The sequence below is a fragment of the Natrinema salifodinae genome (assembly GCF_900110455.1).
Classification (GTDB): Archaea; Halobacteriota; Halobacteria; order Halobacteriales; family Natrialbaceae; genus Natrinema; species Natrinema salifodinae.
In genome coordinates, this window is sequence record NZ_FOIS01000003.1 from 625014 (window position 1) to 650648 (window position 25635).

Below are 25635 nucleotides of genomic sequence, written 5' to 3' on the forward strand. Positions count from 1 at the left end.
GGTCTCTGTCCGCGGGACGCGATCCGCCCGAACCGGAGCACCGAACCGCGATCCACGACGGGACTCGCCCGGCTAGTCGCTCCGACCACGATCCTAGTCCCCGTCCAATCGACCGGTTCTTTAACGTCGACTCGTGGAACGCAAGTGGATCGAAAATCCGGGGTAATACTCTTTGCAGCAGTCAGGGGTGAACGTGTCTTCCGGCAGTTCTCAGACCGTCCGAGAACGCAGGATTCGGCGTTTCTCACCGCTGCTTCGTAAAACGATCACCGCAAGCTACTGGATCGGAGTCGGCAGAAACTGAGAGTGCAACAGGCGGTGGGATTCGAACCCTGCGAACAGCTCGATCCTCGCCGGTCTCTTTCTAACCTATTGCCGGTTCGCTCGTCGCTCCGTTTCCCGCTGTACGGGCGCGGAGGGATTTGAACCCCCGACATCTTGGTCCGGAACCAAGAACTCTGTCCACTGAGCTACGCGCCCTCACGAACGGCTAGCGGGAACGAAGACATAACGGTTCCCTTTTTGTCTCGCCAGGCCGGCGAGCTTCGGCGCGGACTTCGAGCGGCCGTCGAGATCAGGAGGACGAAGGATTTCGGGCTTACGTCGAGGATTCGGTGTCGACGAGGTCGGGCTCGGCGGCGTCGTCGATCGGAGCGTTCGCGTCCGCGATTTCGACTTCGATCTCGCCGTTTACTTCGCCGACGGCGACGGTGTAGCCGTGATAGGTGAATTCGAGGCTGGAGAAGCCAGGCGAGTCGACGAGCGAGTCGAGGAGGTCGGGATCGATCGTGTCGTACAGCGGGGCGAGTTCGACCGGATCGGTGTCGTCAGCGTCGGCGACGAGGTTGATGACGGTCATGCTGAGCGACGTCTCGGTGGGGACGGATGTGGACTCGAACGAATTCATAACCAGTGGTGCGGGACCGGGAGTAAAGAATATGTTCCAATATTTCATCCCGACACAGTCGGAGAAAAGAACGGTTCAGTAGGCCCCACTATCGGGGTGAAAAGCGACTGCAACCGAGTATTCCGAAGTGAGATATACGTGTTACGATCCCTCGAGACGGTGCGCCGGGCTACTCTCGACGCGGGACCGCGTGGCGGCCGAAGCCGTACCGGAGGCGGTTCGCGAGCCGGCGCGAGAACCGGCCGTCGTCGGCCCGCGAGCCGAACCGTTCGGCCAGGGCGGTGTAGATCAGCGGCAGGGGAACTTCCTGTTCGAGCCCCTCCTGGACGGTCCAGGTGCCGGTCGAGCCGCCTTCGACGCGGTCGGCTACGGTCCCCAGATCGGAGCCTTCCTCGCGGAAGGCCTCCTCGCAGAGTTCGAGCAGCCACGAGCGGATGACCGCGCCGTTGTTCCAGACCGACGCCACCGACTCGAGGTCGAGGTCGTACCGGCCCTCGTGGAGCAGTTCGAACCCCTCGCCGTAGGCCTGCATCAGGGCGTACTCGACGCCGTTGTGGATCATCTTGACGTAGTGGCCCGAGCCAGCGGGACCCATCCGCTCGTGGCCGTCCGGCCCGGTCGCGACGGCGTCGAAGACCGGTTCGAGTTCCTCGTAGGCCCACTCGGGGCCGCCCACCATCAGGGAGAAGCCGAGTTCCGCGCCGGCGGGGCCGCCGGAGGTCCCGCAGTCGAGGTACGCCGCGGGACAGGACTCGGCGCGCCGGACGGAGTCCTCGAAGTAGGAGTTGCCGCCGTCGACGACGACGTCGTCGCCGTCCAGGTGCGACTCGAGTTCCTCGAGGGTGACGTCGACCGCCTCGCCGGCGGGGACCATCAGCCAGATGCGCTTGTCCGCGCCCAGCTGGTTGGTCAGGTCGTCGATCGAGTCGGCGGGGTCGGCGCCGGCTTCGGCGGCCGTCGCGACGGCCGCCTCGTCCAAGTCGAAGGCGACGACGTCGTGGCCCGCCGCGAGCGTGCGCTCGACGACGATCTGTCCCATACGCCCGAGTCCGATCAGGCCCAGTTGCATGGGTAGGGGTCGGCCGGCCGGTATGGTAGTGATTGCGGTTCCGACTCTCGGCCCGGGAATCGGTGTCGGCCCGACCGAGTCGCTTCGACTACCGGCTACGGCCGTCGTGAACGCCGAAACGAGTGGAAAACGAGAGACGGAGAATCAGCTACTGGATCGGATCCTCGAGACGCGCCCAGCCGATCGCGTCGAGCACGACGACCTGGTCGTTGTACCGGACGTAAACGCCGTTGTACGCGCGCCCGTCGGCGTCGTAATAGGGCAGCGACTCCCGGATTCGGTCGACGACGGACCAGGCTCCGTCGCGGTCGATTGTGACGTGTTCCCACTCCTCGCGTGCGCCGTTGCGGACGGCCCGATCGAGCGCGCGCCGCGCCCCGGGAATCTCGCCGAGTCGGTTCGCGGACGCGTCGACGACCGTCGCGTCGGGCGGTATCTCGTCGGGATCGATGATACGTGCGCCGAGGTCGGCCTTCGAACGCGATGCACCGACGTCCGACCGTTCCGACCGCAAGACGTAGCCGGCCACAGCGGCCGTCCCCACCGCGACCAGCGAGAGGGCCATGTCTTTACCCCTGATCATTATCGAGTACCTTACAGTAACTGACTAAGTATCTTTCGCAAGAATGTTCATTACCAAGACTTTCAGGTTGAAAGGCAGGTGCGCTAGAAGAAGGTACTGACATTGGTCGAGAGCAGCCCTGCAACCACTAGCAGGCCGATGGCCGCGACGGCTGCCGCCCGAAACACCGGGAGCGCGTCACGGGCCGGTTCGCGGATCTTCTTCCCGGTGAGTCCCGCCTCGAAGCGCTTCGCACCGATCTCGACGAGCGCGGTCAGCGCGAGCCAGAGCGCGACCATCGAGAGCACCAGGTGCCCGTTCGTCGTCCCGAACAGGGTCTCGGTCGTGTAGAGCGACCCCGCCAGGTGACCGCCCGAGAGCAGGAGGACGAGCGAGCTCACCCGCGAGACCGTCGTGAGCTTTCCGGAGATGACCTCGAGCGGATGGGTCGTGTTGAACGCGCCGTCGCGTGCCAGCGGGAGAACGACGGCGGCGACGAAACAGACGCTGCCGGCCCAGAGAGCGGCGAAAACCAGGTGCGTCGTCCTGGCGGCGAGAACGTCGATCATACGGGATCGGTCGGCGAGCGGGCGTATCAGCGTTCCGACTTCAGACTGCGGGACGGTCGCCGTCGGCTGACCGTCTCGACGGGCGATATCTCCGTTCGAGTCACTCGAGCCAGTCGGGCGTCCACGCCACCAGGCGACGCCGGAGGAGCGCGTAGCCCAGGGAGACCGCGACGCCCACGACGACGACGGCGGCGAGCCAGCCGTCGAAGACGAACAGCGCCGGCGTTGCGAGTGCGACCGCGAGGGCGGCGTCTTCGGGCGCGCCGTCGTAGCGAATCCAGTGCCGCGGGCGGAGCCATCGCCCGCGGACGTGATCGTAGACCGCGCGGTCGGACCGGTGGTTCCACGGGTCCATCTCGGGGCCGCCGCCGATCGAATCGCTCGCGGCGTGCAGCCAGGCGGTGCCGGCGAAGGCGGCCAGGAAGAGGGTGATTGCTGAAGGGAAAACGGCGGCGACGGTGACCGCGGGGACGGCGACCGCGAGCCCGGCGACGGGAAAGTGCAGCGTCCGCCGGTGGGCGAAGACGAGATCGAAATCGGGGACGAGCCCGCCGAGGATCGCGCCGACCGCGAGCGCGACCGCGAACTCGGGGAGGACGTACGCGATCGGCGCGACGACCGCGAGCCCGGTGAACACGTGGGTGGTCGCCATCATGCCGGAGTCGGACGAGACTACGCAGAGGAGCGGCAAAACGGTACGCGAATCGGCAGTCGAGGCTCGGTACCTACCGGGTCCGGTCCCGACGTCTCAGTCGAGGTTCTCGTTCTGGTAGCTGCCGTCGTAGACGTCGTCGTGATCGGCTTCGGCGAAGACCAACTGCGCGATTCGGGCGCCGCGCTCGATCTCGACGTCGTGGTGGACCTGCAACAGCCCCTCGCCGCGACCCTCGTAGCCCGCGTCCCAGACGGCGGTGTTGAGCATACAAGAGTTGCGCATGAGCGACGACCGGGGGTAGACGAAGCCGATGTGGCCCTCGGGAATCTCGATGCGCTCGCCGTAGCGGACGATGTAGGCCCCCTCGGGCAGGTAGTAGGTGTCGGGGGTCTTCTGTTCGAGTTCCTCGAGCGGCCGGGCGACGCGGTCCCCGATCTGTTTGCCGTCCCGGCCGATGCGACCAGGCTCCAGTTGCTCGAAGACGACGTCGGCGGTGAGATCCACGCCGTTCGGCTGAATCTGCGCGTCGGTCGTCGGCGAGACGTGGTCGGCGACGAAGGCACCGGAACGGAACATCCTTGTTGTCGAAACGCCCCGGCGGCGAGAAAAGCGTGTCCGTTCGTAGCGACCCGACCGTTCGGTATCACCGAACACGGGACCGCCGTTCGCTCCGCTCGCGAGCGATCTGATCTGAGGGGGAATCGCGTATCGACTCACGAACGTCCACTTGGCTGGCAATACTTACGCGAACAATACCGATTGCGAACGCATTCGTAACGCGCATCCGCAATAGAAACAGCGGGATTTATCAGGACGGAAAGCCGACTTCCGCATGCTATGGGACAGACTCTCACCGAGAAGATTCTCGGCGATCACCTCGTCGAGGGCGAACTCGAGACCGGCGAGGAAATCGGGATCGAGATCGATCAGGTACTTACTCAGGACACGACTGGGACGATGGTCTGGCTCCAGTTCGAAGCGATGGGGCTGGACGAAGTCCAGACCGAGATCGCAGCTCAGTACTGCGACCACCAGACCTACCAGTTCGACTTTAAGAACACCGACGACCACCGTTTCCTGCGTTCTGCGGCCGGTAAATACGGCGCTTACTTCTCTCGTCCCGGCAACGGCATCTGCCACAACGTCCACCGCGAGAACTTCGCGGCACCCGGCAAGACCCTGCTGGGATCGGACAGCCACACGCCCACGCCTGGCGGGCTCGGTGAACTCGCTATCGGCGCCGGCGGGATCGACGTCACCGTCGCCATGGGCGGCGCACCGTACTACATCGAGATGCCCGAAGTCGTCAACGTCCGCCTCGAGGGCGAACTCCCCGAGTGGGCGACCGCCAAGGACGTCATCCTCGAGCTCCTCCGTCGCCTCTCCGTCAAGGGCGGCGTCGGCAAGATCCTCGAGTACACGGGGCCTGGCGTCGAGACGCTGACCGCACCCGAGCGGATGACCATCACCAACATGGGGACTGAGCTCGGTGCGACCTCGTCGATCTTCCCGACCGACGAGCAGACCGAAGACTACCTCGAGCGCGTCGGTCGCGGCGACGAGTACGTCGAGCTCCAGCCCGACGAGGACGCCGAGTACGACGACGAGATCGTCGTCGACCTCTCGGACCTCGAACCGCTGATCGCCCAGCCGTCGATGCCCGACAACGTCGTCCCCGTCCGCGAGGTCGAGGGCCAGGACGTCGATCAGGTCATCGTCGGATCCTGTACCAACGGCGGCTACGAGGACATCCTCCCGGCCGCGAAGATGCTCGAAGGGCGCGAAGTCGACCGGAAGACGGACATGATCGTCGCACCCGGTTCCAAGCAGGCCTCCGAGATGCTCGCCCGTCAGGGCTGGGTCGCTGAGATGATGGCCGCCGGCGTCAACTTCTCCGAGGCGACCTGCGGTGCCTGTATCGGCATCGGCCACGTCCCCGCCTCCGACTCGGTCTCGCTGCGTACGTTCAACCGCAACTTCGAGGGCCGCTCGGGTATCGAGGACGACAACGTCTTCCTCTGCTCGCCGGAAGTCGCCGCCGCCGCGGCGATCGCCGGCGAGATCGTCGATCCGCGGGACCTCGCCGACGAGCTCGGCGACCTCGAGGCCCCCGGTATCGAACTCCCCGACGAGTATACCGGTTCGAAGACGGACCTCATCACGCCCGACGAGGCCGTCGACGACGAACTCGTCAAGGGCCCCAACATCGGCGACGTTCCGCTGAAGGACCAGCTCGGCTCCGACATCGCGGGTGAGGCCCTCCTGAAGATGGAGGACAACATCACGACCGACCACATCATCCCTGCGACCCAGGACATCCTGATGTACCGGTCGAACATCGAGAAGCTCTCCGAGTTCACCCTCAGCCGCGTCGACGACACCTTCGCCGAGCGCGCGCTCGAGGCCGACGGCGGCTTCCTCGTCGCCGGCGAGAACTACGGCCAGGGCTCCTCGCGCGAACACGCCGCGATGTGTCCGATGTACCTCGGCATCGAGGGCGTCCTCGCACAGAGCTTCGCGCGCATCCACCGCGCGAACCTCTTCAACTTCGGCATCGTCCCGCTGACGATCGACGAGGACACCTACGAGAACATCGAGCAGGGCGACGAAGTCGAAATCGTCGACGACGTCTACGACGCCGTCACTGCCGGCCAGGAAGAGTTCACCGTCCGCGTCAACGGCGAGGACGAGTACACGGCCACGCTCGACGCCTCCGAGCGCGAGCGCGCCATCCTCGCGGCCGGCGGCAAGCTCTCCTGGACGAAGGAGCAGGCCGAAGAGAGCGGCGCCGGGGCGCCCGCCGACGACTGATCGCCTGATCAGCTACTCGGCATTCGGCTGCGTCCACATCCGAATTTCGACTTTTTTCGGCCGTCCGTCGCCTGTCAGCGTCTCGCCCGTCAGCGTCGCGTCTCGCGTGTCGCGTGTTACCCGCCGCGCGTCGCCGCGCCTGGCGCGCCCGCGGTCCGGCCCGAGCGTGACAAGCTGACGAATCGAAACCGAGAGCGACGGCGACTACCGGCAGCCGACTCCGCACAGCGTCACCGTCATTGGTCAGCGGCCGATAGCACGGACGATCAGGCATGCCAGACGGATACGAGAACGCCGGTTATCGACGACTGTTCGACGCGGACGGGCTGACGTTCGGCGCCGGATTCCCGCTGACGGGCGCGAACCGCTCGCGGCCCTCGATCGAGGCGGAGCTCCACCTCGCGGCCCACGCCGAAGCCGTCGGTTTCGACGGGCTCTGGGCCCGCGACGTGCCGACCTACTGGCCGAAGTTCGGCGACGCCGGCCAGACGTTCGATACCTTCCCGTGGCTCTCCCACGTCGCGGCCCACACCGACGACATCGCACTCGGGACGTCGAGTATCGTCCTCACGCTGCGCCACCCGCTGCACGTCGCGACGGCCGCCGCGACCGTCGACCGCCTCTCGGGCGGCAGACTCGTCCTCGGCGTCGCCTCCGGCGACCGCGACCCCGAGTACCCCGCCTTCGGCGTCGACCGCGACGAGCGCGGCGCACTGTTCCGCGAGCACGTCGCCGCCCTCCGAACGGTCTGGCGCGAGGAGTTCCCCGAACTCGAGGGGCAGTGGGGCTCCCTCCAGGGGCAACTCGACGTCGTGCCGAAGCCGACCGCCGAGACGATTCCGCTCCTCCCGACCGGGAACGCGCGCCAGTCCCGCGAGTGGATCGCCGAGCACGGCGACGGCTGGCTGTTCTACCATCTCCCCGAACGGACCCTCGAGGATTACGTCGACGCCTGGCGCGACGACGCGGGCGAGAAGCCGTTCGCGATGGCGGTCCGCGTCGAACTGGCCGACGATCCGGCGGCGGAGCCCGACCAGCTCCACCTGGGGTATCGCGCCGGCGTCGAGTGGTTCCGCGACTACTTCGCGGAGCTCGAGCAGTTGGGCGTCGATCACGTGATCGTCGGGGTCGAAAACGAAAACTCCGAGCAGGCGCTGTCGACGTTCGCGGACGAGGTCATCGACGCGATCTGAGACGGGAGCACGCCGTCGGGTTCGATCCGGACTCGTCTCCGTACCTGTCTCGGAGCCCAGTTCGCGTCGAGGACTCAGTCTTCGCCGTCTCTCGCGCGCTCGCGTAACTGTCGCTTCTGCCGGCGTTCGGTGACGTGGTCGATGCCGTCCGCGAGTTCGTCTCTGACGGTTTCATCGAAGGCGTCGACCTCTTCGAGGAACTCGTTCGAGAACTCCTCGACGAGTTCGAACGTCCACTGGTCGCTGATCGCGCCCGACGGCAGGTGATCGTCTCGGAGTTCGTCCGCCCAGTCTTCGTGGCCGGCCTCGCGAAGCCGCTCCTCGGCGTCGCTCATCCGATCCATCGCGTGGCCGAGTTCGTGATGGAACTCGAGCAAGGTGCCGTAGGCCCGGTGGACGTGCTCGATACTCAACTGGAGTTCGTGAAGCGCCGTTCGTTCGGCGTCGCTCAACGAGAGATCGTCGTCGTCCGCCTCGGGACCGGCGTTCGAGTCGGAATCAGTCACGCACGCCACAATGCTGACACCGAAGAAAACCGTACGCGTTGAGTCTGCCGGATCGGGGCGCGTCCCGCGGACAGCCGTCCCCTCAGATCGAACTGACGATCCCGACCGGACAGTCGGCGTTCTGGATGACGTACTCGACGCGGTGGCCGTAGAACGCACGCTTGCTGACCGGTCGCATCTCGGTGCCCATGACGATGAGATCGACGTCGTCCTGGTCCGCGAGGTCGATCATCGTTGCCTCCGGCCGTTGGCTGACTTCGACCGTCGTCAACACTTCGGCGCCCAACTGGCGACCCAGTTCGGCCTCGCGATCGACGATCTCCTCGCCGATCTCGATCGCCTTCGAGAGGTCGGGCTCTTCGGCGAACCGGTCGTCGACCTGAGGTTCGTTGACGACGTGGACGATCTCGACGATGGCGTTCTCCTCGGCGGCGATCGCGAACGCGATCTCGGCGGCGTGACGGTTGTACTCCGTCCCCGCGGTCGGCAGGAGAATCCGTCGCAACGTCGTGTCCGTCCGCTCGAGGGCGGTCTCGCCGGAGTAGGGGGTGCTGACGACCATCGTCGGACAGGGTGTGTGCTGGATGACGTAGTCGACGGTCTCGCTGAACAGCGGCTCGTCGGGATCGTTCCCCCGGCCGGCTTCGCCGAGGACGAGCAGGTCGTATCCCTCCGCGGCCTCGTCGAGAATCGTCTCGGCGACGCTGCCGACCACCTCGCGGGTCACGGTCCGGGGCGATCGGTTCTGAGGGCCGAGCCGGCGCTCGATCAGGTCGAACGCCTCCGCGGCGACGCCGCTCTGTTCGTCGGCCAGGCGATCGAAGAGCTCCGTCTCCTCGTCGGTCGTCCCCGTGCCCGCGTCCGAATCCGCCTCCGTTCGCCGGTCGCTTCGGACCGCCGCGCCCGCTCGGTCCGCCGGCTGGACGAACTCGCTGTCGTCGTCCGTCGCTGGGGCTGCTCGCATTCCCGAGGAATCGTTCGACTCCGGGTCGGTCCCGCGCAGGCGGTCGAGCGCGTTCGCGAACCAGCGGCCGCCCCGAGGATCGGTCCCGGTTCCGCCTCCGTCTCCCTCGATGGCGACGTACATCGTCGTCAGCTCGATCTCGGTGTCGCGAACGAGCGGGCCGAGCAGCCGCGCGGCGTACTGGGAGTCGGCGCCGCCGCGGGTCGGCTGGAGCACGCGGCTGATGTTGGCGACGAAGCTCTCGCGCAGGCGCTCTTCGCGCGCGATGCGCTCGCGCTCTTCCTCGCTCATCTCGACTTTCGGCAGCGCCCAGCGCAGCATCGGCGGGGCCATCAGCGAGGTGACGATGGCGATCATCACGACGATCGAGTACATCTCGATCGTCAGCACGTTCATCCCGTAGCCGATCGTGGCGACGATGATCTCCATCGCGCCGCGGGCGTTGAGCCCGGCCCCCATCGTGACGCCCTCCCAGTTCGAGAGCCCGGCGGCCTTCGCGCCGACGTACGCCCCGACGAACTTCCCCGTGACGGCGATCGCCAGCGCGGCGACGGCGACCGCAAACACCAGCGGCTCGACCAGCGTCCCCAGATTGACGCGAAGCCCCGCGATCGCGAAGAAGATTGGCGCGAACACGCCTATCGTGACGACCTCGAAGGTGTGTTCGGTCTCGTAATCGAACCGGTTGACCTGCCCTACGAGAATCCCGACGACGAACGCGCCCAGCACCGCCTCGAGGTGGAGCGCGTGGGTGAACGAGCCGACGCCCAGCGCCAGCACCATCAACGTCGTGATCTTCGCGACCTGACCACCGACGACGTTGTCGACCCAGATGAAAATCCGGCGGACGGCACGGAGTCCGACCGTGAAGCCGACGCCGAGGAAGGCCGCCAGCCACAGCAGCGTCTGTCCGGTCTCGGTCAGCTCGACGGACCCAGCCTCCGCCAGGCCGGCGACCAGCGCCAGCAGGATCCAGCCGATCGTGTCGTTGATCATCCCCGCCGCGAGCGTGATCTGGCCGAAGTTCCGCCTCACGTGGCCCATATCCATGAGAATCTTCGCGATCACCGGAATCGCCGAGATGCTCATCGCGACCGCCATGAACAGCGCGAACTCGAGGCGCGCGCCGTCGGCCGCCAGGAACTGCTCGGGGAGCAACCAGGCGAACGCGAAGCCAGCGGCGAAGGGGACGACGATGCTCGCGAGGGCGACGAGCGTCGATTCCGTCGCTTTCGAGACGATGAGATCGAGGTCCGTCTCGAGCCCGGTGAGGATGATCAGCATCAGCAGGCCGATCCAGGCGATCACCTCGACGAGTTCGAGTTGCGGTCCGACGGGGTAGCCCTCGACCCAATTGACCGCTTCGGTGACGACGGCGACGCTGTCGATCACCGAGGGGCCGAGCAAAATTCCGGCGGAGAGCTCGCCGACGACGGCGGGTAGGTCGAAGCGCTTGGCGAGTTCGCCCAGCGCCCGCGCGGTCACGAGCAATATCGTGAGCATGAGAAACACCCACAGCAGTTCGCCGGTCTCGAGCGGATCCGGGACGTTCGCCTGAAGCGGCGGGGCGGCGGTCAGGGCCGACCCGGCGAGCAGTGAGGGATCGATCGGTGAGGCTGCGACTGGCATGGTGTAGTGACGAGGAAACCCGACCGGTCGACGTCGGTCGAGACGGTCAGCCGAGACCACCTACGGACCCGAAGTCAAAAAAGATCGGTCGCGGCGGGAGCCGCGAGCCGTCGGTAGACGGTTGCAGTCGACGGCCGACGGTCGATATCGAACGCAAACGACGGATCACGGGCCGCAGACTGCGATATTCAGACGGTCAGGCGCTGGCCCAGTTCGGGTGCACTGGCATCGTAGCCGTCCGTGCGGAGGGCCGCGGCGAACGCCTCGCAGCGATCCCCGTGGTTGACCAGCACCCGCGCGTCCTCGTAGGACTCGAGGAACGAGCGAACCCCCTCCCGATCCGCGTGCGCGGAGAAGTCGTACTGCTCGACTTGGGCGCTGACCCGCAGCATCCGGCCGTCGAGTTCGGCGCTGCCGGTCTCGAGCAACTCGTGGCCCGGCGTCCCCTCGACCTGATGGCCGGTCATGGCGATCTTGTTCGTCGGATGCGAGCGGATCGCGGGCACGTAGGTCATCGCGGGGCCGCCGTGGAGCATCCCGCTGGTGGTGACGATGACAGTGTTCTGATCGGCGATCCGCTTTCGCTGGCCGTCGCGGCCGTCGACGAACCTCGCGTTGCCCTTCGCGCGGCGCAAGAGGTCGGGATCGCGCAGGAACTCGCGGTTCCCCTCGCGGAGGAACAGTTCGGTGACGCGCTTGCCCATGCCGTCGACGTAGCAGTCGAGGTCGTGTCGTTCGCAGATGCAGAGCACCTCCTGCGTGCGGCCGATGGCGAAGGCGGGGACGACGACGGTGCCGCCCTCCCAGACCGTCGTCCGGAGGCTCTCGGCGAACTCGCGCTCGATCTCCTCGCGGGGCGGCCTGGTCGTGTCCGAGTAGGTGCTCTCACAGAGGACGACGTCGGCGTCCGGTCGCGCGGTCGTCCCCGAGAGCAATCGCTGGTCTTCGGTGTGGAAGTCGCCGGTGTAGAGCAGGCGGGTGTCGCCGTCGTCGATCAACACGTGGGCGCTGCCGGGGACGTGGCCGGCGTCGAAGAAGGTGATCTCGTAGCCGGCGGCCTCGAAGGACTCGCGGTAGCCGTGGGTCTCCGAGACCTCCGCGACGCGGGCGAGTTCGGCCTCGGTGAACGGACAGTCGTAGGTTCCGCCGTGGAGCTTCAGCGTGTCGCGGGCGAGCACCATCGCGAGGTCGTAGGTCGGCGGCGTCCAGTGGATCGACGGCCGCGCGTCGCCCGACAGGAGCGCGGGGAGCGAGCCGACGTGATCGAGGTGCCCGTGGCTGACGACGACCGCTTCGGGGTCAACGTCGTCGACCGGGAACGCCGGCGGGTTCCCCGAGTCCATTCCGAAATCGAGCAGGAGCGTTTCGTCGATGTAGAGCGCGCTCCGCCCGATCTCGCGGGCGCCGCCCAGCAACCGTACGTCCATTACGTCCCCGTCGGCGCTCGAGCGGTTTGCCTCCGTTGGTTCCGATCGGCGGGCGCCGGCTCCGGCCCCGAATGATCCGCTCGCGGCTCGAAAATTCGCAGTCCGCTCACGGCTATCGGTCTCGCAGTCGCCGCCGATCCGCGTGCCCGTCGCGCGCCGACGAGCGGTCCGGTCCGCTCCGACCGCCCGACCGATCCGATTCGAGCACCCGCTCGAGTTCTCGCTCGAACTCCGCGTCGCTGAGTTCGCCGCTGACGTACTTCGATCGGAGCCGTTCCTCGGGGTCCGTGCTCGAATCGGTCCGGTCGCGGTCGGCCGTCCGAGCGGCCGCGGTCGCGTCGGCCCTCGACCCGTCACCGAGAAGCGAGAACAGTCCGACGATCGCCAGCGCGACGATCCCCAGGACGGTGAGGATCACGAGGGTCGAGACGACGGCCGCGACGACGGACAGCACGATGCCGACGATCGTCCCGACGACGCTCAGGACGACGAGCGCGAGCGCGAGCACGCCGAGTCCCTTGAGCAAGATTGTGCCGAGCCGTCCCATACGCGTCGTTCGGGAACGGCACACAAAAATCGCACGCGGGGTCCGTTCGGGACGGCGCGCTCGCGAGAGGGGGCGGTCGGAAACCGTCTTCAGAGGCGCAGTCGAGGAAATTAGGAACTGTTCGAACGGAACTCGTCCGCCCCGGGCGCCCCCGCGGCGGTCCGCTCGGTCAACCCGATGAGGTAGACGTCGAGCAGACAGACCAGCAGGATGGCAAGCGGGACGGCCACGTCGGTGTAACTCACCGCGTCGAACTGCAGCGCCGTCACCACGAACGGTTCGTCGGGGGAGAGCGCGCCCGCGATCGTCCGCGCGCTCAGGAACACGAGCGCCAGGCCGTAGAGCGCGAACCAGATCGCCCCGCGTTTCCACCGCCCGAGATAACAGTGGCCGAGGCCGGCGACGAGAACCGACAGCGGGTACGCCGGCCAGACCGGTCGCGAGAGCGGACTCATCGACCGGGCGTACGTCGCGGAAGACAATCGGTGTTTCCCTCTGCTCCGATCGGTCATTTCCGATACCGTTGGATCCCGAACCGACCGTAATCGCCGTACGCGAGCTCGAGCGAGCCGATCCACCAGTTCCACCGCTCCGGCGGCGTTCCCGCGGGCGCGTCTGACAACTCGTCGATAACGACGTCGGTCGTCAGCGTCGCCCCCACGTCGGCCTCGTACTGCCCGGCGTCCGCGAGGTCGACCGCCTGGCGAACCACGACGCGCGCCTGGCCTGGCGTCCCGCCGAACTCGTCGCGCAGGCGAGCCTCGAGTCGCTCCGGATCGATGAACACGAGCGGTCGTAGGACACGAACGTACTTGACTGTTCGAGCGGGCCGACTGCTCGCGGGACGAAGATCCCCCGCTGTCCAAAAGAGCGCTCTACGCTCTTTTGAAGATTTGTCGAGGGTGCGGCCCAGCCGCGGCCGGATAGCGAACGTTCGGTTGGATCGATGTTCTTTTGAGCGACCGCCGTCTTCCGTCGGGCATGGCAAGTTTCACTGTCGTCGTCGGCGACCCCGACTCCGGGTCGTCCTACCAGCTCGAGGCGGAGGAACAGGACGCGAACCGATTCGTCGGCAAGTCGATCGGCGAAGAAGTCGACGGTAGCGCAGTCGGACTCGACGGCTACACGCTCACGATCACCGGCGGCTCCGACGAGGCCGGGCGCCCGCTCAACGAGGAGGTCGCGGGCCCGAACCTCAAGGAAGTCCTGATGGAAGGCCGCCAGACCGGCTACAAGCCGTCCCGTGACGGCGAGCGCCGCCGGGTCACCGTCCGCGGCCGCGAGGTCTCCGACGCCGTCGCACAGATCAACGCCTCGATCGTCGACCGCGGCAGCGCAGACGTCGACGAACTCCTCGGCGGCGAGGACGACGAGTAACTCGTCGACTTCCCGTCCCGCACCTTATCGTTCTTCAATGGCAGACAGAATTGCGAGCGATCACCCATCAGTCCAGACGGTCCGGTCGTCCTGTACGGAGACCGCGACCGGCGTCAAACTCGAGATTCCGGCCGACGACCGCGACGCGTTTCCGACCGACGAGGTCGTCCGCGTCGTCCTCGACGGCGACGAACTGTTCGCGCGGATCGACCGGGCACTGACCGGCGACGATCTGGCGATCCCCGGCGTCTACGAGACGCCCGACCAGGCTCGCGACCCCAGCGGCGCGACCGATCGGCTCACGGAGTGGATCGACGACCACGACGTGCCGGTCGACGGTTCGGTCCTGATCGACATCGTCGAGCCCGAGTTCCTCTACGGACTGCGCGCGCCCGGCGAAACGGCGTACTACGACGCCCGCGAGCCGCCAACCGAGAGCCTGAGCGATATCGCAGAGCAGTTCGAGGACCAGTAGCCCGATCGCGGTCGTCCGGACCGGACCTCGGTTCGAGATCGAGCGCGAAACCGGATCGGAATCAAAGTCGGCGAGACGCGACTCGGCCGGATCTCGAAGCGTGTAGCCGAGCATCCGTCCGTGTCAACTCGTTTCCTCCCGGCTGTGCGAGTCGAGTCCGTCTGATCTCGGAACGGTGAAAATCAAACTGTGACCGCGGGGACCGTCCGAACCGTGAATACCGCCCTTTTTCCACCTCCAGCGCGAAGCCGCGGCCATGAGTGATCCACGCGAGGAGTTCCTCGCCGGCGAACGGCCCGAGGACGTCGCGCTGTTCCTGGCCGACTCGTACGTCTCCGACGAACGCCTCGAGCAGTTCGGCGACCGAGTCGACGACGGCACACTGATCGTCGTCGACGGCGAGCGCGGACGGAGCGCCTTCCAGGCGGCGACCGGTACCGGTGCGATGGAGTTCGCCAAGTCGGCGATGAACCTCGAAGGGATCATCGACGACGACCTCACGGGCGGGCAGTGTCCGGAGGCGCCAGGCGACGAGGACCACGCGGTGCAGTTCGTCTTCGCGTTCGCGGAGGAGCAAAACGAGGAGGTCGGCGGCATCTACGCCGAGGGCGACGTCATCCACGCCTACGCCCAGTGTACGTGCGGGACGGCGTTCTCGGACCGGTGGAACGCGTCCGAGGCCTAGGCGTACCGCAGACCGGAAGCGGGAGTCTCGCCGTTTCAGCTGTAAGGTGCACGCTTTTGCGGCCGAATCGACTACTTTCGAGACATGAGTTCCTTCGAAACGGGGCGGGAGACCGAGCGCGGATTCGGGCTCTCCAGCCGAGACGCACGCGTAATCGGCGGCGCGAGCCTGCTGATGGCGATCAACGTCGCGGTGATGTACGCTCTGGTCGTGACGCCGCTTGCGACCGTCAACGAGTACCTGTTTAGGTTTCCGATCGTCGGCGCGATCGCCTACGGGGTCGCGATCATGGCCGGACAGCGAATCGCCGAGCGCGGGGTCACGGGCGGTGACCTGGGAATCGCGTTCGTCGGGATGGTCGTCCTGCAGTTGGCGTTCGGAATCTTCGGCGCGGGCGTGCTCCGGTTCGCGCCGCGGGCGGCGCAGCCGACGATCCTCGGGCTGACGGCGGTCGTCGTCGCCGTACTGACCGCCCTCATCACCGCCTACGTCTACGCCAGGTCGACGACGTTCGAGCACTGGGGCTCGTACGCGAACTACGCGTTCATCGGCGGGCTCGTGGCGATCCTCGTCGGCACGTTCTACGCGCCGGTGTTGCTCGCCGGCTTCGCGCTCATCTTCCTCGGGTTCCTGCTGCGACTGGGGTGGGAGATCTGGAAGGTGCGCGACGAGCGGACCGCGTCGGTCGCGCTCCAGACGATCGGCGTCTACATCGCTGTCGCCGGGGTCTTCGTACACGTCCTCCAGCTGGTGATGCGGTACCTCGCGTCGCGACAGTAACGGTGCGTGGAAGCTGGAACAGTTACACGCGCAGTAACGCAAGCGGTTACGCGTCCGTCGTCTCGTCTTCCGTCGCGTCCGCTTCGTCGGCCTCGTCCGCGACGACCTCGCGGAACGCATCGAGGATGACCTGTTTCGTCACGGCGCCGCGGGAGGTCCAGTGGTTCGCAAAGTCGAGCATGTCGTCGTAGATGTCGGGCTTGCAGCCCGCGGCCTTGGGATGGCCGCCACCGTTGACCTTCCCCGCGACCTCGTGACAGCGGTCGAACGCGTCGGTCCCGCGAATGGAGGCCGAGCCGGCCGGCTTGACGACCACCGAGGCGTCGGCGCCCTCCTCGCGCATCGCTTCGGCGACCTCGTTTTGCGAACAGCGGCCGTATGTGACGCCGACGGTGTAGCCGCCGATCTCGCGGTACTCCGCGCGGGCGATCGCGCGATCGATCAGCGCCTCCTTCTCGACCCGGCGCTCGGCGATGTACTCCTCGACCCAGTCGGGCAGGTCGACGCCGTACTCGCGGACTACCTCGACGTACTCCGCGGGGTCGGTCCAGTAGGCGTAGTCCGCCAGGTCGTCGCTGCGCGGGTCCTCCCGCAGCCAGAGGTCGTGATCGCGGGTGACCGCCGCCAGGTCCTCGTACCGCTCGTCGAACTCGTAGTCGAGCGACCGGTAGACGACGTCGGCGCTGCACTCCTCGTCGGAGTCGCCGACGACCAGGTCGACGCCGGCGTCGCGAACGGACTGCGCGACGTCGTCGCCCCACTGGTGGTGATCGTACCAGGCGACCCGATCGGCGGTCTCGAGCGCGGCCGCGAGTTCGTCCTCGACGTACTCGTAGCGGTCGGGTGCGAGGTCGCAGACGAAGAGATCGATCCCTTCGTCGCCGTACTCGGCGACGCGGGCCAGGGCGTCCTCGACGTCGTGGGGGCTGGCGGGGACGAGCGCGACGTTGTGCGGCGTCGGTTCGGGTTCCTCTAACGGATCGTCGGCGTCGCCGGCCTCGATGACGACGTTCTCCTCGTCGGCGTCGTCCGTCGCGTCGGCCGCGTCCTCGTCGTCCTCGGGTTCGGGAATGTTCTGTACGTCGCCGTAGGCTTCGCGGATGAGTGCGACGCAGGCCAGGCCGTCGGCGTCGGGGTCGGCGATGACCGCGACCTCGGCGCCCTCGAGCGCGGCCTCGATCTGCTGGTCTTCGAGGTCCTCCTCGAGGGTATCAGGCAGGAAGAAGCCGGTTCCCGGGAGGACGGACTTGCGGGCGAGCGGCAGGTCGCCGCTCGCGATGAGTTCGTCGTACATGGTACGCCCTGCGTGACCGGCCGGGAAGTAATCGCCGGTCTCGCGGTTCGCGGCGTGCGGGCGGCGGGAAGCCGTCGACGGCGGCGGGCGGCCGATCAGACCTCGGCGGCCGAGTCGTCGCCGTCGACATCGGTTTCGGTCTCGCCCGTCGGTTCGAGCTGGCGCACGGACAGGACGGGGACGGGCGAGGTGCGGACGATGCGTTCGGCGACGCTACCCAGCAGGAGGCGGTTCTCGCCGTGGCGACCGCGGGTGCCGGTCGCGACCACGTCCGCGTCGACCTCGCGAACGTACTCGCAGATCTCGGCGGCGGGCCGGCCCTCGCGAATCGCGGTCGTTACCTCCCCGTCCGCCCGGTCCTCGACGGTGGCGAGCGCCGCGTCGGCGGTCGTCTCGAGGGCGGTGCGGAGTTCCTCCCGGAGCTGTTGGGGTGAGGCGTCGACCTCGCTGGCGTCGACCACCGACAGGGCGTGGACGTCGGCGTCGAACCGGTCAGCGAGATCGAGCGCGACGTCGACGGCCCGCTTGACGCTCTCGGAACCGTCGGTGGCGACCACGACCGTATCGAACATACACGGAGGTTTCGCTCGCGGTCGCTTAAACGTCCCCGTTCGGGCAGTCGCGACGACGCCTGGCCGGCCGCAGCCGGTGGCGCTGGGGTGGCTTTTTTGTGACGGGCCACCCACTGCCGCGTATGGACGCCAGCGAGCCGTTTACCGCCGACACCGTCCTCGCGCCGGTCGACGGGAGCGACGAGTCAGCTACCGCCGTCGAGTACGCCGTCGCCGTTGCCGACCGCTACGACGCCACCGTCCACGCCCTGTTCGTCCTCGGGCACGGCGTCGTTCACGGCCTCGAGGCGGGCACCGTCGACGAAACCGCCGTCGCGGAGGGCACGCAGGGCTTTTTCGACGAGATCCGGTCAATCGCCGCGGACGCCGACGTGTCGCTCGCGACCTCGGTCGACGACGGCTTCTCGCAGACGCGGAAGACTCGACATCCGGGCAACGTCGTCCTCGACACCGCGGACACGATCGACGCCGACTTCATCGTGCTTCCGCGGGAACCCGTGACGGAAGCCGAGGCGGAGGTCCTCGAAAAGGCTGCTGAGTACGTTCTCTCGTACGCGAGCCAGCCCGTCCTCTCGGTGTAACCGCGGGTAGCCGGACGGCCGAGACTGGCGGCCGAGAGCGTCGGCCTCACTCGTCGTCGCCGTCGAGCAGAATGGCCATCTCCTGTTCGAAGCTCTCGGTGCCGGTCGCCTCGAACCCCACTCGTTCGTAGAGGGCGATCGCCGGGTTGTTCCAGCGCTCGACGGTCAGCCACACGCGCCGGGTGTCGACGTCGGCGGCGTGGCCCAGCAGGTTCTCGAGCAGTACCGTCCCGATGCCGGCCCGTTGGTAGGCCTGCAGGACGAAGATCGCCAGCTCCCACTCGGTGTCGTCTCCCCGCTCGATCGTCGACGGATCGTCGACGTCCGGGACGAGCATCGCGTGGCCGACGGTGTCGCCCTCGTGGCGGGCGACGACGTTGACGCTGTCCTCGCCGATCGTCTCGAGCCAGTTGCGGATGCGGTCCTCGCCGGTCGGCGGGATCCCCTGGGCCCGGTCGGAGGGGTCGAACTCGACGTACATCGCGACGATATCGTCGATCGCGTCGGCGAAATCGTCCGGTGCGCGGACCTCGATCGACCGCCCCTCCCGATCCTCGAACGCCGTCGGCGGCGAGGGGAACGGGCCGGACGGCTCGTCCGGATACTGACGCGCTCCCACCATCGTTATCGCACCAGTTTGACCGTCGTGGGCGCGTTCAGCAGGACGAACTCGGTGATCGGTCCGAGCTGGATCTTGCCCATCGGGCTCAGGGTCCCCCCGCCGATGACCAGTTGGTCGTACTCGCCCTGTTCGGCGTAATCGACGAGGGCGCTGCCCGGATCGCCCTCGAGCGTCTCGACCGTGACGTCGTCGAGGCCGGCCTCCTCGAGCGCGTCGACCGCCTGGTCGTACATCTCGTCCTGCGAGCGTTTCGCCTCGGGCTTGTCGACGACGACGACGGTGAGGTCGTCGCCGACCGCCGTCGTTCGATCGATGGTCCGTCGGAGCGTCTTCACCGACTCGTCGCTGCCGCCGAGACCCAGCAACACGTTCATACACGTGCGTGTGAGCCGATACACGAAAACGGTTGTGCCGTCCCGAGAGCGGAGGGGACGGGAGCGCGAGCTACCGGGCGGAGCGTATCGCGGTGGAGCGCGGCGTAGGAGCGTCGTTCGGGTGGAAGGCGGTCGCATACGTTGCGCGGGACGACGCTGTTAAGAGCGTGTAGTGAGTACGTTGACCGAATGAGTGACGCGGCGCTCGATGTCGTTGAGTTTCTGCTCACGGCGAGCGTGTATTCGGACGACCGGACGCTAGACGAGAACGACCTCCCGCCGTCGTTCCGCCGGGTCTACTGGACCGGCGGGGTCGACGACGACGGCGAGAACGGGGACGGCGAAAGCGGGAGCGGGAGCAGCGGCAGCAGGGGACCGTCCCGCAGACCCGCCGGAATCAGCCGCCCGCTCTCGGTCACGACCACCACCGCCCGCGAGGCGACCGGCGTCGACCGCCCGTGGGAGGCCGTCTCCGAGCTGATGTTCACCGAGCGCGACGAGTTCTCCGGCACGATCACCCTCGCCCAGCAGGGGATGGCCGAGAAGTGGTTCGCCGAACGCGCCGACGAGGAGCGGCTGCTCGAGAACCCGACCCTGGCGAAACACTTCGCGGACCGCGAGGAGTACAACTTCGACGTCACCCACGAGGAAGCCCGCGACCGCAACCGCCCGATTCAGGCCGACCGCGTCTGGATCGACGCCCTCCTCGACGAGTACTTCGACGAGGAGGACGACGAGGAGATGCTCGACCTCGTGGAGGTCCGCGCGCCCGAGGAGGTCGACATCACCCTCGACGACCTCGTCCTCACCGACGACCAGCAGAACGAACTCGACAAGATCGCGAAGGCGATCGAACACCGCGACTACCTCTCGAACATCGGCCTGCGCGAGATCGGCAAACTGCTGTTCGTCGGCCCGCCGGGGACCGGCAAGACCTCGACCGCCCAGGCGCTGGCCCGGGACATGGACCTCCCGTTCGTCGAGGTCAAGCTCTCGATGATCACGAGCCAGTATCTCGGCGAGACGGCCAAGAACGTCGATAAGACCTTCGAGGTCGCCAAGCGACTCTCCCCCTGTATCCTCTTTATCGACGAGTTCGACTTCGTCGCCAAAACTCGCCGCAGCGACGAACACGCCGCGCTCAAGCGCGCCGTCAACACCCTGCTGAAGAGCATCGACAACGTCTCGCTCATCGAGGACGACGTCCTGCTCATCGGCGCGACCAACCACCCCGATCAGCTCGACGATGCCGCCTGGCGGCGCTTCGACGAGATCATCAACTTCCCCAAGCCCGACTCCGGGATGCGGGCGGACATCCTCCAGGTCATCACCCGCCAGATGAAGATCGACGAGTTCGATCCCCACCTCATCGCGGAGGTCACGGAGGGGCTGACCGGCAGCGACCTGCGGATGGTGCTCCGCGAGGCGGTTCTGGAAGCGCTGACCGAAGACCGGACGCGGCTGACCCAGGAGGACCTGCTCAACGCTGTCGAGGAGTTCGAGGAGCGGGACAACCTGAAGAACATGGACATGATCGAGGGCGACCACGACGCGCTCGTGGCCGGCGGCGACATCGAGAGCGCGGCCAGCGACGGCGGCCATTCGCACGATCACGACCACGACCACAGTCACGATCACTGACGGCCGCGACCGCGTCAGATTTGGCTCCGACCCGCGTCGATCGGAACGAACCATACGACGTCACGCCGCATTTGATTTTGCGAACGGAACGCTGGCCGGCTAACCGCACGGACGCGCCGCCCCATGCTACTTCAGGCGACAAGTAGCACCGTGTCGGGCCGGTACTGAGCGTACCTATGAGTGCGCCGACGCTGAAAGCCGTCGAGGATCAGGTGATCGTGATCACCGGCGCGTCGTCGGGGATCGGACTGACGACCGCGCGGATGGCGGCCGACCGCGGCGCGTCGGTCGTCCTCGCCGCCCGCAGCGAGGACGCGTTGCGGGAGGCGACCGAGGAGATCAAAGCGACGGGCGGCGAGGCCGAATACGTCGTCGCCGACGTGAGCGACCGGGACGCCGTTCGCGAGATCGCCGACGTCGCCGAGGAGACCTACGGCGGGTTCGACACGTGGGTCAACGGGGCGGCCGTCTCCATCTACGGGAAGCTGACGGACGTTCCGGTCGAGGACATGCGCGAGCAGTTCGAGGTCAACGTCTGGGGGCTGCTGTACGGCTCGCTCGAGGCCGCCGAGCGCATGCAAGGGAACGGGGGCGGCGCGATTATCAATATCGGGAGCATCGTCTCCGATCGGGCGATCATCCTGCAGGGCAGCTACTCGGCCTCGAAACACGCCGTCAAGGGCTTTACCGACTCCCTGCGGATGGAACTGGAGCGGGAGGACGCACCCGTCTCCGTGACGCTCGTCAAGCCGAGCGCGATCGACACGCCGTTCGCGGAGCACGCGAAAAACCACATGGAGCGGGAGGCGTCGCTCCCGGCGCCCGTCTACGCACCCGAGACGGTCGCACGGACGATCCTCCAAGCCGCGGCAGAGCCGGAGCGCGAGCTCACCGTCGGTGCCGGCGGCAAGAACATGATCGTGCTCGGTCGGACCCTCTCGAGGCTGATGGATCGGCTCATGGAGACGGTGTTCTACGACCAACAGCGGAAAGATCGCCCGCCGAGCGAGGACGACGGGCTCGAGGAACCGACCGCCGACCTCGCGGAACGCGGCGGTTACGAGGGTCACGTCGCCGAGTCGAGTCTCTACACCAGGCTCCGCCAGGGGCGGGCCTCGAACGCGGTCGTCGTCGGACTCGCGGCGACCGCGGTGTACGCGGGGTACAAGGCGATCCGCGGTCGGTGACCCTCGACTGAACGCCATGGCCGGCCGCTCGTCGCCGAGAAGTGACCCACCCTTTTCCGCCCACCGCTCGTTTCGCCGGACATGCCCGACGATCGGAACGTCTACGGTACCGAACTGCAGCCCTGTAGCACCGACCCGATGACGGGGTTCGTGCGGGACGGCTGCTGTCGCCGCGTCGAGTCAGACCGCGGTCGTCACGAGCTCTGTGCGGTGATGACCGAGGAGTTCCTGCAGTTCAGCAAGGCCCGCGGCAACGACCTCACCTCGCCCGAGCCGGCGTTCGAGTTCCCGGGACTCGAACCAGGCGACCGGTGGTGTCTCTGCCTGGCCCGCTGGCTCGAGGCGGAGGAGGCCGACTGCGCCCCGCCGGTAGTGCTCGAGGCGACCCACGAGGCGGTCCTGCGCGACGTCGAGCCGGACCTGCTCCGGGAACACGAGTACGACGGGCGCGCGGACGCCGGTTCGGACGGCGATTCCAGTTCCAGTTCCGGTTCCGGGACGGATACCGGGCCCGAGACGAAGTAACGAGCGACGCGGCGCCCGAAGATGGGGAATACCCTTTATGCGACGGCTGCGAATCACACGCCCATGAGCGATGGCGCGCGACAGGGAGACGGCAACGGCGACGCCGACGCCGCCGCGACGTTCGCCAGGCGAGCGCAGGCCGAGCACGGCGAGGCGATCGAACGGCTCGTCGTCTTCGGCGACGCGGTGCGGGGCGACGATCGCGGCGTCCACGCCGAAGTCGAGGTGCTGTTGGTCCTCGCGGCGGAAGACGAGGCCCGCGAGCAGCGACTCGAACGGCTCGCGGACAGCGTCGGACTCGAGCACGACGTCGTCTTCACCGTCCACGCCCTGCCGGCGGATCGATTCGAGTCACAGCGGGATCACCCGCTCGTCCGAACGGCGCTCGAGGAAGGGCAGTCGTATGTGTGAGCGACGCGCGGCGGCGACCGGAGGACCGACCGACCGATGCGGGTGACGCTGCTCGGCGCCGGCGACACGACCGGGACGCCGACCGTCGGCTGCGACTGCGATACCTGTGCGGCCGCCCGCGAGCGCGGCGTCGAGCGCACCAGGTTCTCGGTCCACGTCGAAAACGAACGCACGGGTGAGTCGCTGCTGATCGACTTCAGCCCCGACTTCCGCCAGCAGTTCCTGCGTGACGCGGTCTCGCTGCCCGACGCCGCCGTGATCACGCACATCCACTTCGATCACCTCCACGGCCTGGGCAACGCCTTCCGCGTCTTCGACTCGCTGCCCGTCTACGCGGCCGACGAGACCGATCCCGCGACCGGCGAGAGCGTCGCCGAGACCGTCGCCGACCAGTACGACTACCTCGACCCGCTCGAGGTCCGCCCGACGACGCCGCTGGAGCCGGTCCGGATCTGCGGGCTGGACGTGACCCTAATCCCGGTCGACCACCCGCCGCTGGTCTGTTACGGCCTGGCCGTCGAGGACCCCGAGACGGGCACGAAACTCTCGATCACCGGCGACACGAGCTACGACGTTCCCGACGAGTCGCGGACCGTTCTGGCCGACCCCGATCTGCTGCTGGCCGACGCGATCGTGCCGGCGAGCCTCTGCGAACACCACCCGATCGGCGGCCGTCACGAGGACGCCGCGGGCGTCTCGCGGACGTTCGGGACGAAGCACATGACCCGCGAGGGGGCGCTCGCGCTGGCCGAGGAGTTGGGCGCCGAGCGGACGCGCCTGGTCCACGTCGCACACTTCTATCCCGCCGACGAGGCGTTCGAGGAGCCGCTGGCGGTCGACGGCGAGCGGTACGTACTGTAAGACTCGCCGTCGGCGCCAACGTCGGCCTCGGGCTCAGCCGAACTGGTCGAGTCCGGACTGTCGCCGTCGCTTCCCCGACGGGTCGGCCTCCCAGGCGGTCCGGCGCTCGCGTTCGGCTTCGAGATCCGTGTCCGGCGCCGACGCGGCCTCGTAGCCCGGACACGAGGGGCCGCACTCCGCGGCCGCGTCGACGACCCGTCCCTTCCACGCACAGCGGGGCAGCGTCGCGCCGCTCGCGTCGTCCGGACCGCAGGCCGCACACTCGGGGAAGTCGTAGGTCCGCCACCCCTTGCCGTAGGCCCGCTCGGCGAGCCGACGCCTGGTGCGGGCCTTCGCGTCGGCCGAGACGACGCCGACGTCGGTCCGGCCCGGGTGGAATTCGAGCGGTTCGATGCCCGGTTCGTCGACGGGCAGCGGCTCAGGGTCGCGGATTACCTCGATCTCGAGCGGCTCGTCTGAGTCGGCTCCGTCGCGGTGCACCCGCCAGACGCCGACTTCCTCGGGGATGCGATTCAGGTGCGCGCGGGTCACGTAACTCTCCGTCGCGAGCACGGCCTCGTCGACCAGCGCCAGGCTGACGTCCGTCCGCAGTTGCGCTTCGAGGTCGCCCGGCCGGCCCAGGTCGGGCTTGTTCTCGATCCCGACGATGCGGTCGTACCAGTCGGGGTAGCGAGCGACCTGGCGGACATACTCGCGGCCCGACGCCGCGCTCTTGGCGGGGTCGCGTTCGAAGAAGTCGATCTCGACGGCGCGCTCGACGGCCCGCCTGGCGCGGTCGGGATGGCAGTCGAAGGCGTCCTTCCAGTAGCGCGCCTGGCCGGTGCCGACGGCGGACTCGATGGCGGCGTCGGGGATCGCCTCGCTCGTAATCGAGACGCGATCGTCGAACTCGGGGCCGGGATCGACGCAGATCACGTCGAGCACCCGGCCGCCGGGATCGGCGACGGCCGCGCCGAGTTGGCGCGCCACGACGCCCGCGCGCCGCTCCTCGAGGCGGGCGCACAGTTCGAGTTCGAACGCGAACTCCGAGGCGGACGCGGACGAAGACACGGTCCCGGAGAGGGGCGCGGCCGGGAAAAAGAGCCGGGTTCAGCGGTTCGCGACGCGGGCGGACCGCCGGCGGCGGTCGAGCCGTCGAGCGAGCCGCCGGCCGATCGCTCTCGCGCCGACGACGATCGCGACGAGCGTCGCCAGGCCGACGAACAGCGAGACCGAGAGACCGACGACGGTGTCGTCGCCGACGAGCGATGCCGCGACGAACGCGGAGAGGGCCGTCAGAACGAGCGCGACCGTCGCGCCGACGGCGACGATCGCGGTTTCGAGGACGCTTTGATCGCTGACGAACGGGGTCGGTTGCGGGGGAAGAGGTGCGAACATCGGTTCACGTAAACCGAGGGCCCAGCCGACCATA

Annotated in this window: 30 protein-coding genes and 1 tRNA gene; 12 read left to right on the top strand and 19 right to left on the bottom strand. The window is 67.6% G+C overall.

Annotation, left to right across the window (positions count from 1 at the left end):
- Nucleotides 1-407: 407 nt before the first annotated feature.
- From BMY29_RS13040 to BMY29_RS13070, 7 genes are all read right to left on the bottom strand, one after another.
- Nucleotides 408-480, bottom strand: a tRNA-Arg gene (locus BMY29_RS13040).
- Between the two features lie 118 nt (nt 481-598).
- Nucleotides 599-907: a HalOD1 output domain-containing protein gene (locus tag BMY29_RS13045; RefSeq protein ID WP_074854752.1), complete on the bottom strand. Its 309-nt coding sequence runs from the start codon at nt 905-907 to the stop codon at nt 599-601.
- 169 nt (nt 908-1076) lie between these two features.
- Nucleotides 1077-1976 (bottom strand): phosphogluconate dehydrogenase (NAD(+)-dependent, decarboxylating), encoded by a 900-nt coding sequence (gene gnd / locus BMY29_RS13050; RefSeq protein WP_049991407.1) that lies wholly within the window; start codon nt 1974-1976, stop codon nt 1077-1079.
- Between the two features lie 148 nt (nt 1977-2124).
- Nucleotides 2125-2559: a hypothetical protein gene (locus tag BMY29_RS13055; protein ID WP_074854755.1), complete on the bottom strand. Its 435-nt coding sequence runs from the start codon at nt 2557-2559 to the stop codon at nt 2125-2127.
- 83 nt (nt 2560-2642) lie between these two features.
- Nucleotides 2643-3107, bottom strand: coding sequence for a hypothetical protein (locus tag BMY29_RS13060; RefSeq protein ID WP_049991405.1), 465 nt, complete (start codon nt 3105-3107; stop codon nt 2643-2645).
- A 100-nt stretch (nt 3108-3207) separates the two neighbouring features.
- On the bottom strand, nt 3208-3762 hold the full coding sequence (locus tag BMY29_RS13065; RefSeq protein ID WP_049991404.1) for a hypothetical protein: 555 nt from the start codon (nt 3760-3762) through the stop codon (nt 3208-3210).
- 93 nt (nt 3763-3855) lie between these two features.
- Nucleotides 3856-4338: a deoxyuridine 5'-triphosphate nucleotidohydrolase gene (locus tag BMY29_RS13070; protein ID WP_049991403.1), complete on the bottom strand. Its 483-nt coding sequence runs from the start codon at nt 4336-4338 to the stop codon at nt 3856-3858.
- Nucleotides 4339-4599: 261 nt separating this feature from the next.
- Here BMY29_RS13070 and BMY29_RS13075 point away from each other — a divergent pair, with 261 nt between their 5' ends.
- Nucleotides 4600-6573 carry an aconitate hydratase gene (locus BMY29_RS13075; RefSeq protein WP_049991402.1) on the top strand — a complete coding sequence of 658 codons (1974 nt, stop codon included), beginning with the start codon at nt 4600-4602 and terminating at the stop codon, nt 6571-6573.
- 272 nt (nt 6574-6845) lie between these two features.
- Entirely contained in the window at nt 6846-7766 is a 921-nt protein-coding gene (locus BMY29_RS13080; RefSeq protein WP_049991401.1) for a TIGR03571 family LLM class oxidoreductase, read from the top strand.
- 74 nt (nt 7767-7840) lie between these two features.
- Here BMY29_RS13080 and BMY29_RS13085 read toward each other — a convergent pair whose 3' ends face one another.
- From BMY29_RS13085 to BMY29_RS13110, 6 genes are all read right to left on the bottom strand, one after another.
- Complete coding sequence (locus BMY29_RS13085) at nt 7841-8272, bottom strand: hypothetical protein (RefSeq protein WP_049991400.1); 432 nt, start codon at nt 8270-8272, stop codon at nt 7841-7843.
- A gap of 82 nt (nt 8273-8354) precedes the next feature.
- On the bottom strand, nt 8355-10865 hold the full coding sequence (locus tag BMY29_RS13090) for a cation:proton antiporter domain-containing protein (RefSeq protein WP_074854757.1): 2511 nt from the start codon (nt 10863-10865) through the stop codon (nt 8355-8357).
- Nucleotides 10866-11053: 188 nt separating this feature from the next.
- Nucleotides 11054-12292 (bottom strand): MBL fold metallo-hydrolase, encoded by a 1239-nt coding sequence (locus tag BMY29_RS13095; protein WP_049991399.1) that lies wholly within the window; start codon nt 12290-12292, stop codon nt 11054-11056.
- Nucleotides 12293-12404: 112 nt separating this feature from the next.
- Nucleotides 12405-12839: an SHOCT domain-containing protein gene (locus BMY29_RS13100; protein ID WP_049991398.1), complete on the bottom strand. Its 435-nt coding sequence runs from the start codon at nt 12837-12839 to the stop codon at nt 12405-12407.
- Between the two features lie 110 nt (nt 12840-12949).
- On the bottom strand, nt 12950-13294 hold the full coding sequence (locus BMY29_RS13105; protein WP_049991397.1) for a hypothetical protein: 345 nt from the start codon (nt 13292-13294) through the stop codon (nt 12950-12952).
- Between the two features lie 53 nt (nt 13295-13347).
- A complete protein-coding gene (locus BMY29_RS13110) occupies nt 13348-13626 on the bottom strand; it encodes a WNWW family protein (RefSeq protein ID WP_049991396.1) in 279 nt (92 codons plus the stop codon).
- A gap of 194 nt (nt 13627-13820) precedes the next feature.
- On the opposite strand from BMY29_RS13110, the gene BMY29_RS13115 reads away from it, so the two are divergent.
- The 4 genes from BMY29_RS13115 to BMY29_RS13130 all read left to right on the top strand — a co-directional run bounded on the left by BMY29_RS13115 (nt 13821) and on the right by BMY29_RS13130 (nt 16156).
- On the top strand, nt 13821-14216 hold the full coding sequence (locus tag BMY29_RS13115) for a 30S ribosomal protein S6e (protein ID WP_049991395.1): 396 nt from the start codon (nt 13821-13823) through the stop codon (nt 14214-14216).
- Nucleotides 14217-14253: 37 nt separating this feature from the next.
- Entirely contained in the window at nt 14254-14691 is a 438-nt protein-coding gene (locus tag BMY29_RS13120) for a DUF7112 family protein (protein WP_049991394.1), read from the top strand.
- A gap of 256 nt (nt 14692-14947) precedes the next feature.
- The gene (locus BMY29_RS13125; RefSeq protein WP_049991393.1) at nt 14948-15376 is read left to right on the top strand and encodes a DUF5807 family protein; all 429 of its coding nucleotides are present in this window, start codon (nt 14948-14950) and stop codon (nt 15374-15376) included.
- Between the two features lie 84 nt (nt 15377-15460).
- Nucleotides 15461-16156, top strand: a complete 696-nt coding sequence (locus tag BMY29_RS13130) for a hypothetical protein (protein ID WP_049991392.1) — start codon at nt 15461-15463, stop codon at nt 16154-16156.
- A gap of 46 nt (nt 16157-16202) precedes the next feature.
- Here BMY29_RS13130 and BMY29_RS13135 read toward each other — a convergent pair whose 3' ends face one another.
- Nucleotides 16203-17450 carry a DHH family phosphoesterase gene (locus BMY29_RS13135; RefSeq protein WP_049991391.1) on the bottom strand — a complete coding sequence of 416 codons (1248 nt, stop codon included), beginning with the start codon at nt 17448-17450 and terminating at the stop codon, nt 16203-16205.
- Between the two features lie 95 nt (nt 17451-17545).
- A complete protein-coding gene (locus BMY29_RS13140) occupies nt 17546-18022 on the bottom strand; it encodes a universal stress protein (protein ID WP_049991390.1) in 477 nt (158 codons plus the stop codon).
- 122 nt (nt 18023-18144) lie between these two features.
- On the opposite strand from BMY29_RS13140, the gene BMY29_RS13145 reads away from it, so the two are divergent.
- The gene (locus BMY29_RS13145; protein WP_049991389.1) at nt 18145-18603 is read left to right on the top strand and encodes a universal stress protein; all 459 of its coding nucleotides are present in this window, start codon (nt 18145-18147) and stop codon (nt 18601-18603) included.
- Nucleotides 18604-18649: 46 nt separating this feature from the next.
- Here BMY29_RS13145 and BMY29_RS13150 read toward each other — a convergent pair whose 3' ends face one another.
- Both BMY29_RS13150 and BMY29_RS13155 read right to left on the bottom strand, forming a co-directional pair.
- Complete coding sequence (locus BMY29_RS13150) at nt 18650-19225, bottom strand: GNAT family N-acetyltransferase (protein WP_049991388.1); 576 nt, start codon at nt 19223-19225, stop codon at nt 18650-18652.
- A gap of 2 nt (nt 19226-19227) precedes the next feature.
- Nucleotides 19228-19599 (bottom strand): universal stress protein, encoded by a 372-nt coding sequence (locus tag BMY29_RS13155; protein WP_049991387.1) that lies wholly within the window; start codon nt 19597-19599, stop codon nt 19228-19230.
- A gap of 189 nt (nt 19600-19788) precedes the next feature.
- On the opposite strand from BMY29_RS13155, the gene BMY29_RS13160 reads away from it, so the two are divergent.
- The 5 genes from BMY29_RS13160 to BMY29_RS13180 all read left to right on the top strand — a co-directional run bounded on the left by BMY29_RS13160 (nt 19789) and on the right by BMY29_RS13180 (nt 24224).
- Nucleotides 19789-21240, top strand: a complete 1452-nt coding sequence (locus BMY29_RS13160; RefSeq protein WP_049991386.1) for an ATP-binding protein — start codon at nt 19789-19791, stop codon at nt 21238-21240.
- A gap of 176 nt (nt 21241-21416) precedes the next feature.
- Nucleotides 21417-22427, top strand: a complete 1011-nt coding sequence (locus BMY29_RS13165; protein WP_049991385.1) for an SDR family oxidoreductase — start codon at nt 21417-21419, stop codon at nt 22425-22427.
- An 81-nt stretch (nt 22428-22508) separates the two neighbouring features.
- Nucleotides 22509-22952 carry a DUF2237 family protein gene (locus tag BMY29_RS13170; RefSeq protein ID WP_049991384.1) on the top strand — a complete coding sequence of 148 codons (444 nt, stop codon included), beginning with the start codon at nt 22509-22511 and terminating at the stop codon, nt 22950-22952.
- A 63-nt stretch (nt 22953-23015) separates the two neighbouring features.
- The gene (locus BMY29_RS13175; RefSeq protein WP_049991383.1) at nt 23016-23363 is read left to right on the top strand and encodes a hypothetical protein; all 348 of its coding nucleotides are present in this window, start codon (nt 23016-23018) and stop codon (nt 23361-23363) included.
- 36 nt (nt 23364-23399) lie between these two features.
- On the top strand, nt 23400-24224 hold the full coding sequence (locus tag BMY29_RS13180) for an MBL fold metallo-hydrolase (protein WP_049991382.1): 825 nt from the start codon (nt 23400-23402) through the stop codon (nt 24222-24224).
- Between the two features lie 33 nt (nt 24225-24257).
- On the opposite strand, the gene BMY29_RS13185 is transcribed toward BMY29_RS13180, so the two are convergent.
- Entirely contained in the window at nt 24258-25274 is a 1017-nt protein-coding gene (locus BMY29_RS13185) for a DUF5787 family protein (protein ID WP_049991381.1), read from the bottom strand.
- A gap of 39 nt (nt 25275-25313) precedes the next feature.
- Nucleotides 25314-25601 carry a hypothetical protein gene (locus BMY29_RS13190; RefSeq protein ID WP_049991380.1) on the bottom strand — a complete coding sequence of 96 codons (288 nt, stop codon included), beginning with the start codon at nt 25599-25601 and terminating at the stop codon, nt 25314-25316.
- Nucleotides 25602-25635: the final 34 nt, after the last annotated feature.

What these genes read in the sequence shown, in the direction of transcription:
- BMY29_RS13045 (WP_074854752.1), bottom strand. Translation starts at nt 907, where the DNA reads ATGAATTCGTTCGAGTCCACATCCGTCCCCACCGAGACGTCGCTCAGC.
- gnd (WP_049991407.1), bottom strand. Translation starts at nt 1,976, where the DNA reads ATGCAACTGGGCCTGATCGGACTCGGGCGTATGGGACAGATCGTCGTC.
- BMY29_RS13055 (WP_074854755.1), bottom strand. Translation starts at nt 2,559, where the DNA reads ATGATCAGGGGTAAAGACATGGCCCTCTCGCTGGTCGCGGTGGGGACG.
- BMY29_RS13060 (WP_049991405.1), bottom strand. Translation starts at nt 3,107, where the DNA reads ATGATCGACGTTCTCGCCGCCAGGACGACGCACCTGGTTTTCGCCGCT.
- BMY29_RS13065 (WP_049991404.1), bottom strand. Translation starts at nt 3,762, where the DNA reads ATGATGGCGACCACCCACGTGTTCACCGGGCTCGCGGTCGTCGCGCCG.
- BMY29_RS13070 (WP_049991403.1), bottom strand. Translation starts at nt 4,338, where the DNA reads ATGTTCCGTTCCGGTGCCTTCGTCGCCGACCACGTCTCGCCGACGACC.
- BMY29_RS13075 (WP_049991402.1), top strand. Translation starts at nt 4,600, where the DNA reads ATGGGACAGACTCTCACCGAGAAGATTCTCGGCGATCACCTCGTCGAG.
- BMY29_RS13080 (WP_049991401.1), top strand. Translation starts at nt 6,846, where the DNA reads ATGCCAGACGGATACGAGAACGCCGGTTATCGACGACTGTTCGACGCG.
- BMY29_RS13090 (WP_074854757.1), bottom strand. Translation starts at nt 10,865, where the DNA reads ATGCCAGTCGCAGCCTCACCGATCGATCCCTCACTGCTCGCCGGGTCG.
- BMY29_RS13095 (WP_049991399.1), bottom strand. Translation starts at nt 12,292, where the DNA reads ATGGACGTACGGTTGCTGGGCGGCGCCCGCGAGATCGGGCGGAGCGCG.
- BMY29_RS13100 (WP_049991398.1), bottom strand. Translation starts at nt 12,839, where the DNA reads ATGGGACGGCTCGGCACAATCTTGCTCAAGGGACTCGGCGTGCTCGCG.
- BMY29_RS13105 (WP_049991397.1), bottom strand. Translation starts at nt 13,294, where the DNA reads ATGAGTCCGCTCTCGCGACCGGTCTGGCCGGCGTACCCGCTGTCGGTT.
- BMY29_RS13115 (WP_049991395.1), top strand. Translation starts at nt 13,821, where the DNA reads ATGGCAAGTTTCACTGTCGTCGTCGGCGACCCCGACTCCGGGTCGTCC.
- BMY29_RS13120 (WP_049991394.1), top strand. Translation starts at nt 14,254, where the DNA reads ATGGCAGACAGAATTGCGAGCGATCACCCATCAGTCCAGACGGTCCGG.
- BMY29_RS13125 (WP_049991393.1), top strand. Translation starts at nt 14,948, where the DNA reads ATGAGTGATCCACGCGAGGAGTTCCTCGCCGGCGAACGGCCCGAGGAC.
- BMY29_RS13130 (WP_049991392.1), top strand. Translation starts at nt 15,461, where the DNA reads ATGAGTTCCTTCGAAACGGGGCGGGAGACCGAGCGCGGATTCGGGCTC.
- BMY29_RS13135 (WP_049991391.1), bottom strand. Translation starts at nt 17,450, where the DNA reads ATGTACGACGAACTCATCGCGAGCGGCGACCTGCCGCTCGCCCGCAAG.
- BMY29_RS13140 (WP_049991390.1), bottom strand. Translation starts at nt 18,022, where the DNA reads ATGTTCGATACGGTCGTGGTCGCCACCGACGGTTCCGAGAGCGTCAAG.
- BMY29_RS13145 (WP_049991389.1), top strand. Translation starts at nt 18,145, where the DNA reads ATGGACGCCAGCGAGCCGTTTACCGCCGACACCGTCCTCGCGCCGGTC.
- BMY29_RS13150 (WP_049991388.1), bottom strand. Translation starts at nt 19,225, where the DNA reads ATGGTGGGAGCGCGTCAGTATCCGGACGAGCCGTCCGGCCCGTTCCCC.
- BMY29_RS13155 (WP_049991387.1), bottom strand. Translation starts at nt 19,599, where the DNA reads ATGAACGTGTTGCTGGGTCTCGGCGGCAGCGACGAGTCGGTGAAGACG.
- BMY29_RS13160 (WP_049991386.1), top strand. Translation starts at nt 19,789, where the DNA reads ATGAGTGACGCGGCGCTCGATGTCGTTGAGTTTCTGCTCACGGCGAGC.
- BMY29_RS13165 (WP_049991385.1), top strand. Translation starts at nt 21,417, where the DNA reads ATGAGTGCGCCGACGCTGAAAGCCGTCGAGGATCAGGTGATCGTGATC.
- BMY29_RS13170 (WP_049991384.1), top strand. Translation starts at nt 22,509, where the DNA reads ATGCCCGACGATCGGAACGTCTACGGTACCGAACTGCAGCCCTGTAGC.
- BMY29_RS13175 (WP_049991383.1), top strand. Translation starts at nt 23,016, where the DNA reads ATGAGCGATGGCGCGCGACAGGGAGACGGCAACGGCGACGCCGACGCC.
- BMY29_RS13180 (WP_049991382.1), top strand. Translation starts at nt 23,400, where the DNA reads ATGCGGGTGACGCTGCTCGGCGCCGGCGACACGACCGGGACGCCGACC.
- BMY29_RS13190 (WP_049991380.1), bottom strand. Translation starts at nt 25,601, where the DNA reads ATGTTCGCACCTCTTCCCCCGCAACCGACCCCGTTCGTCAGCGATCAA.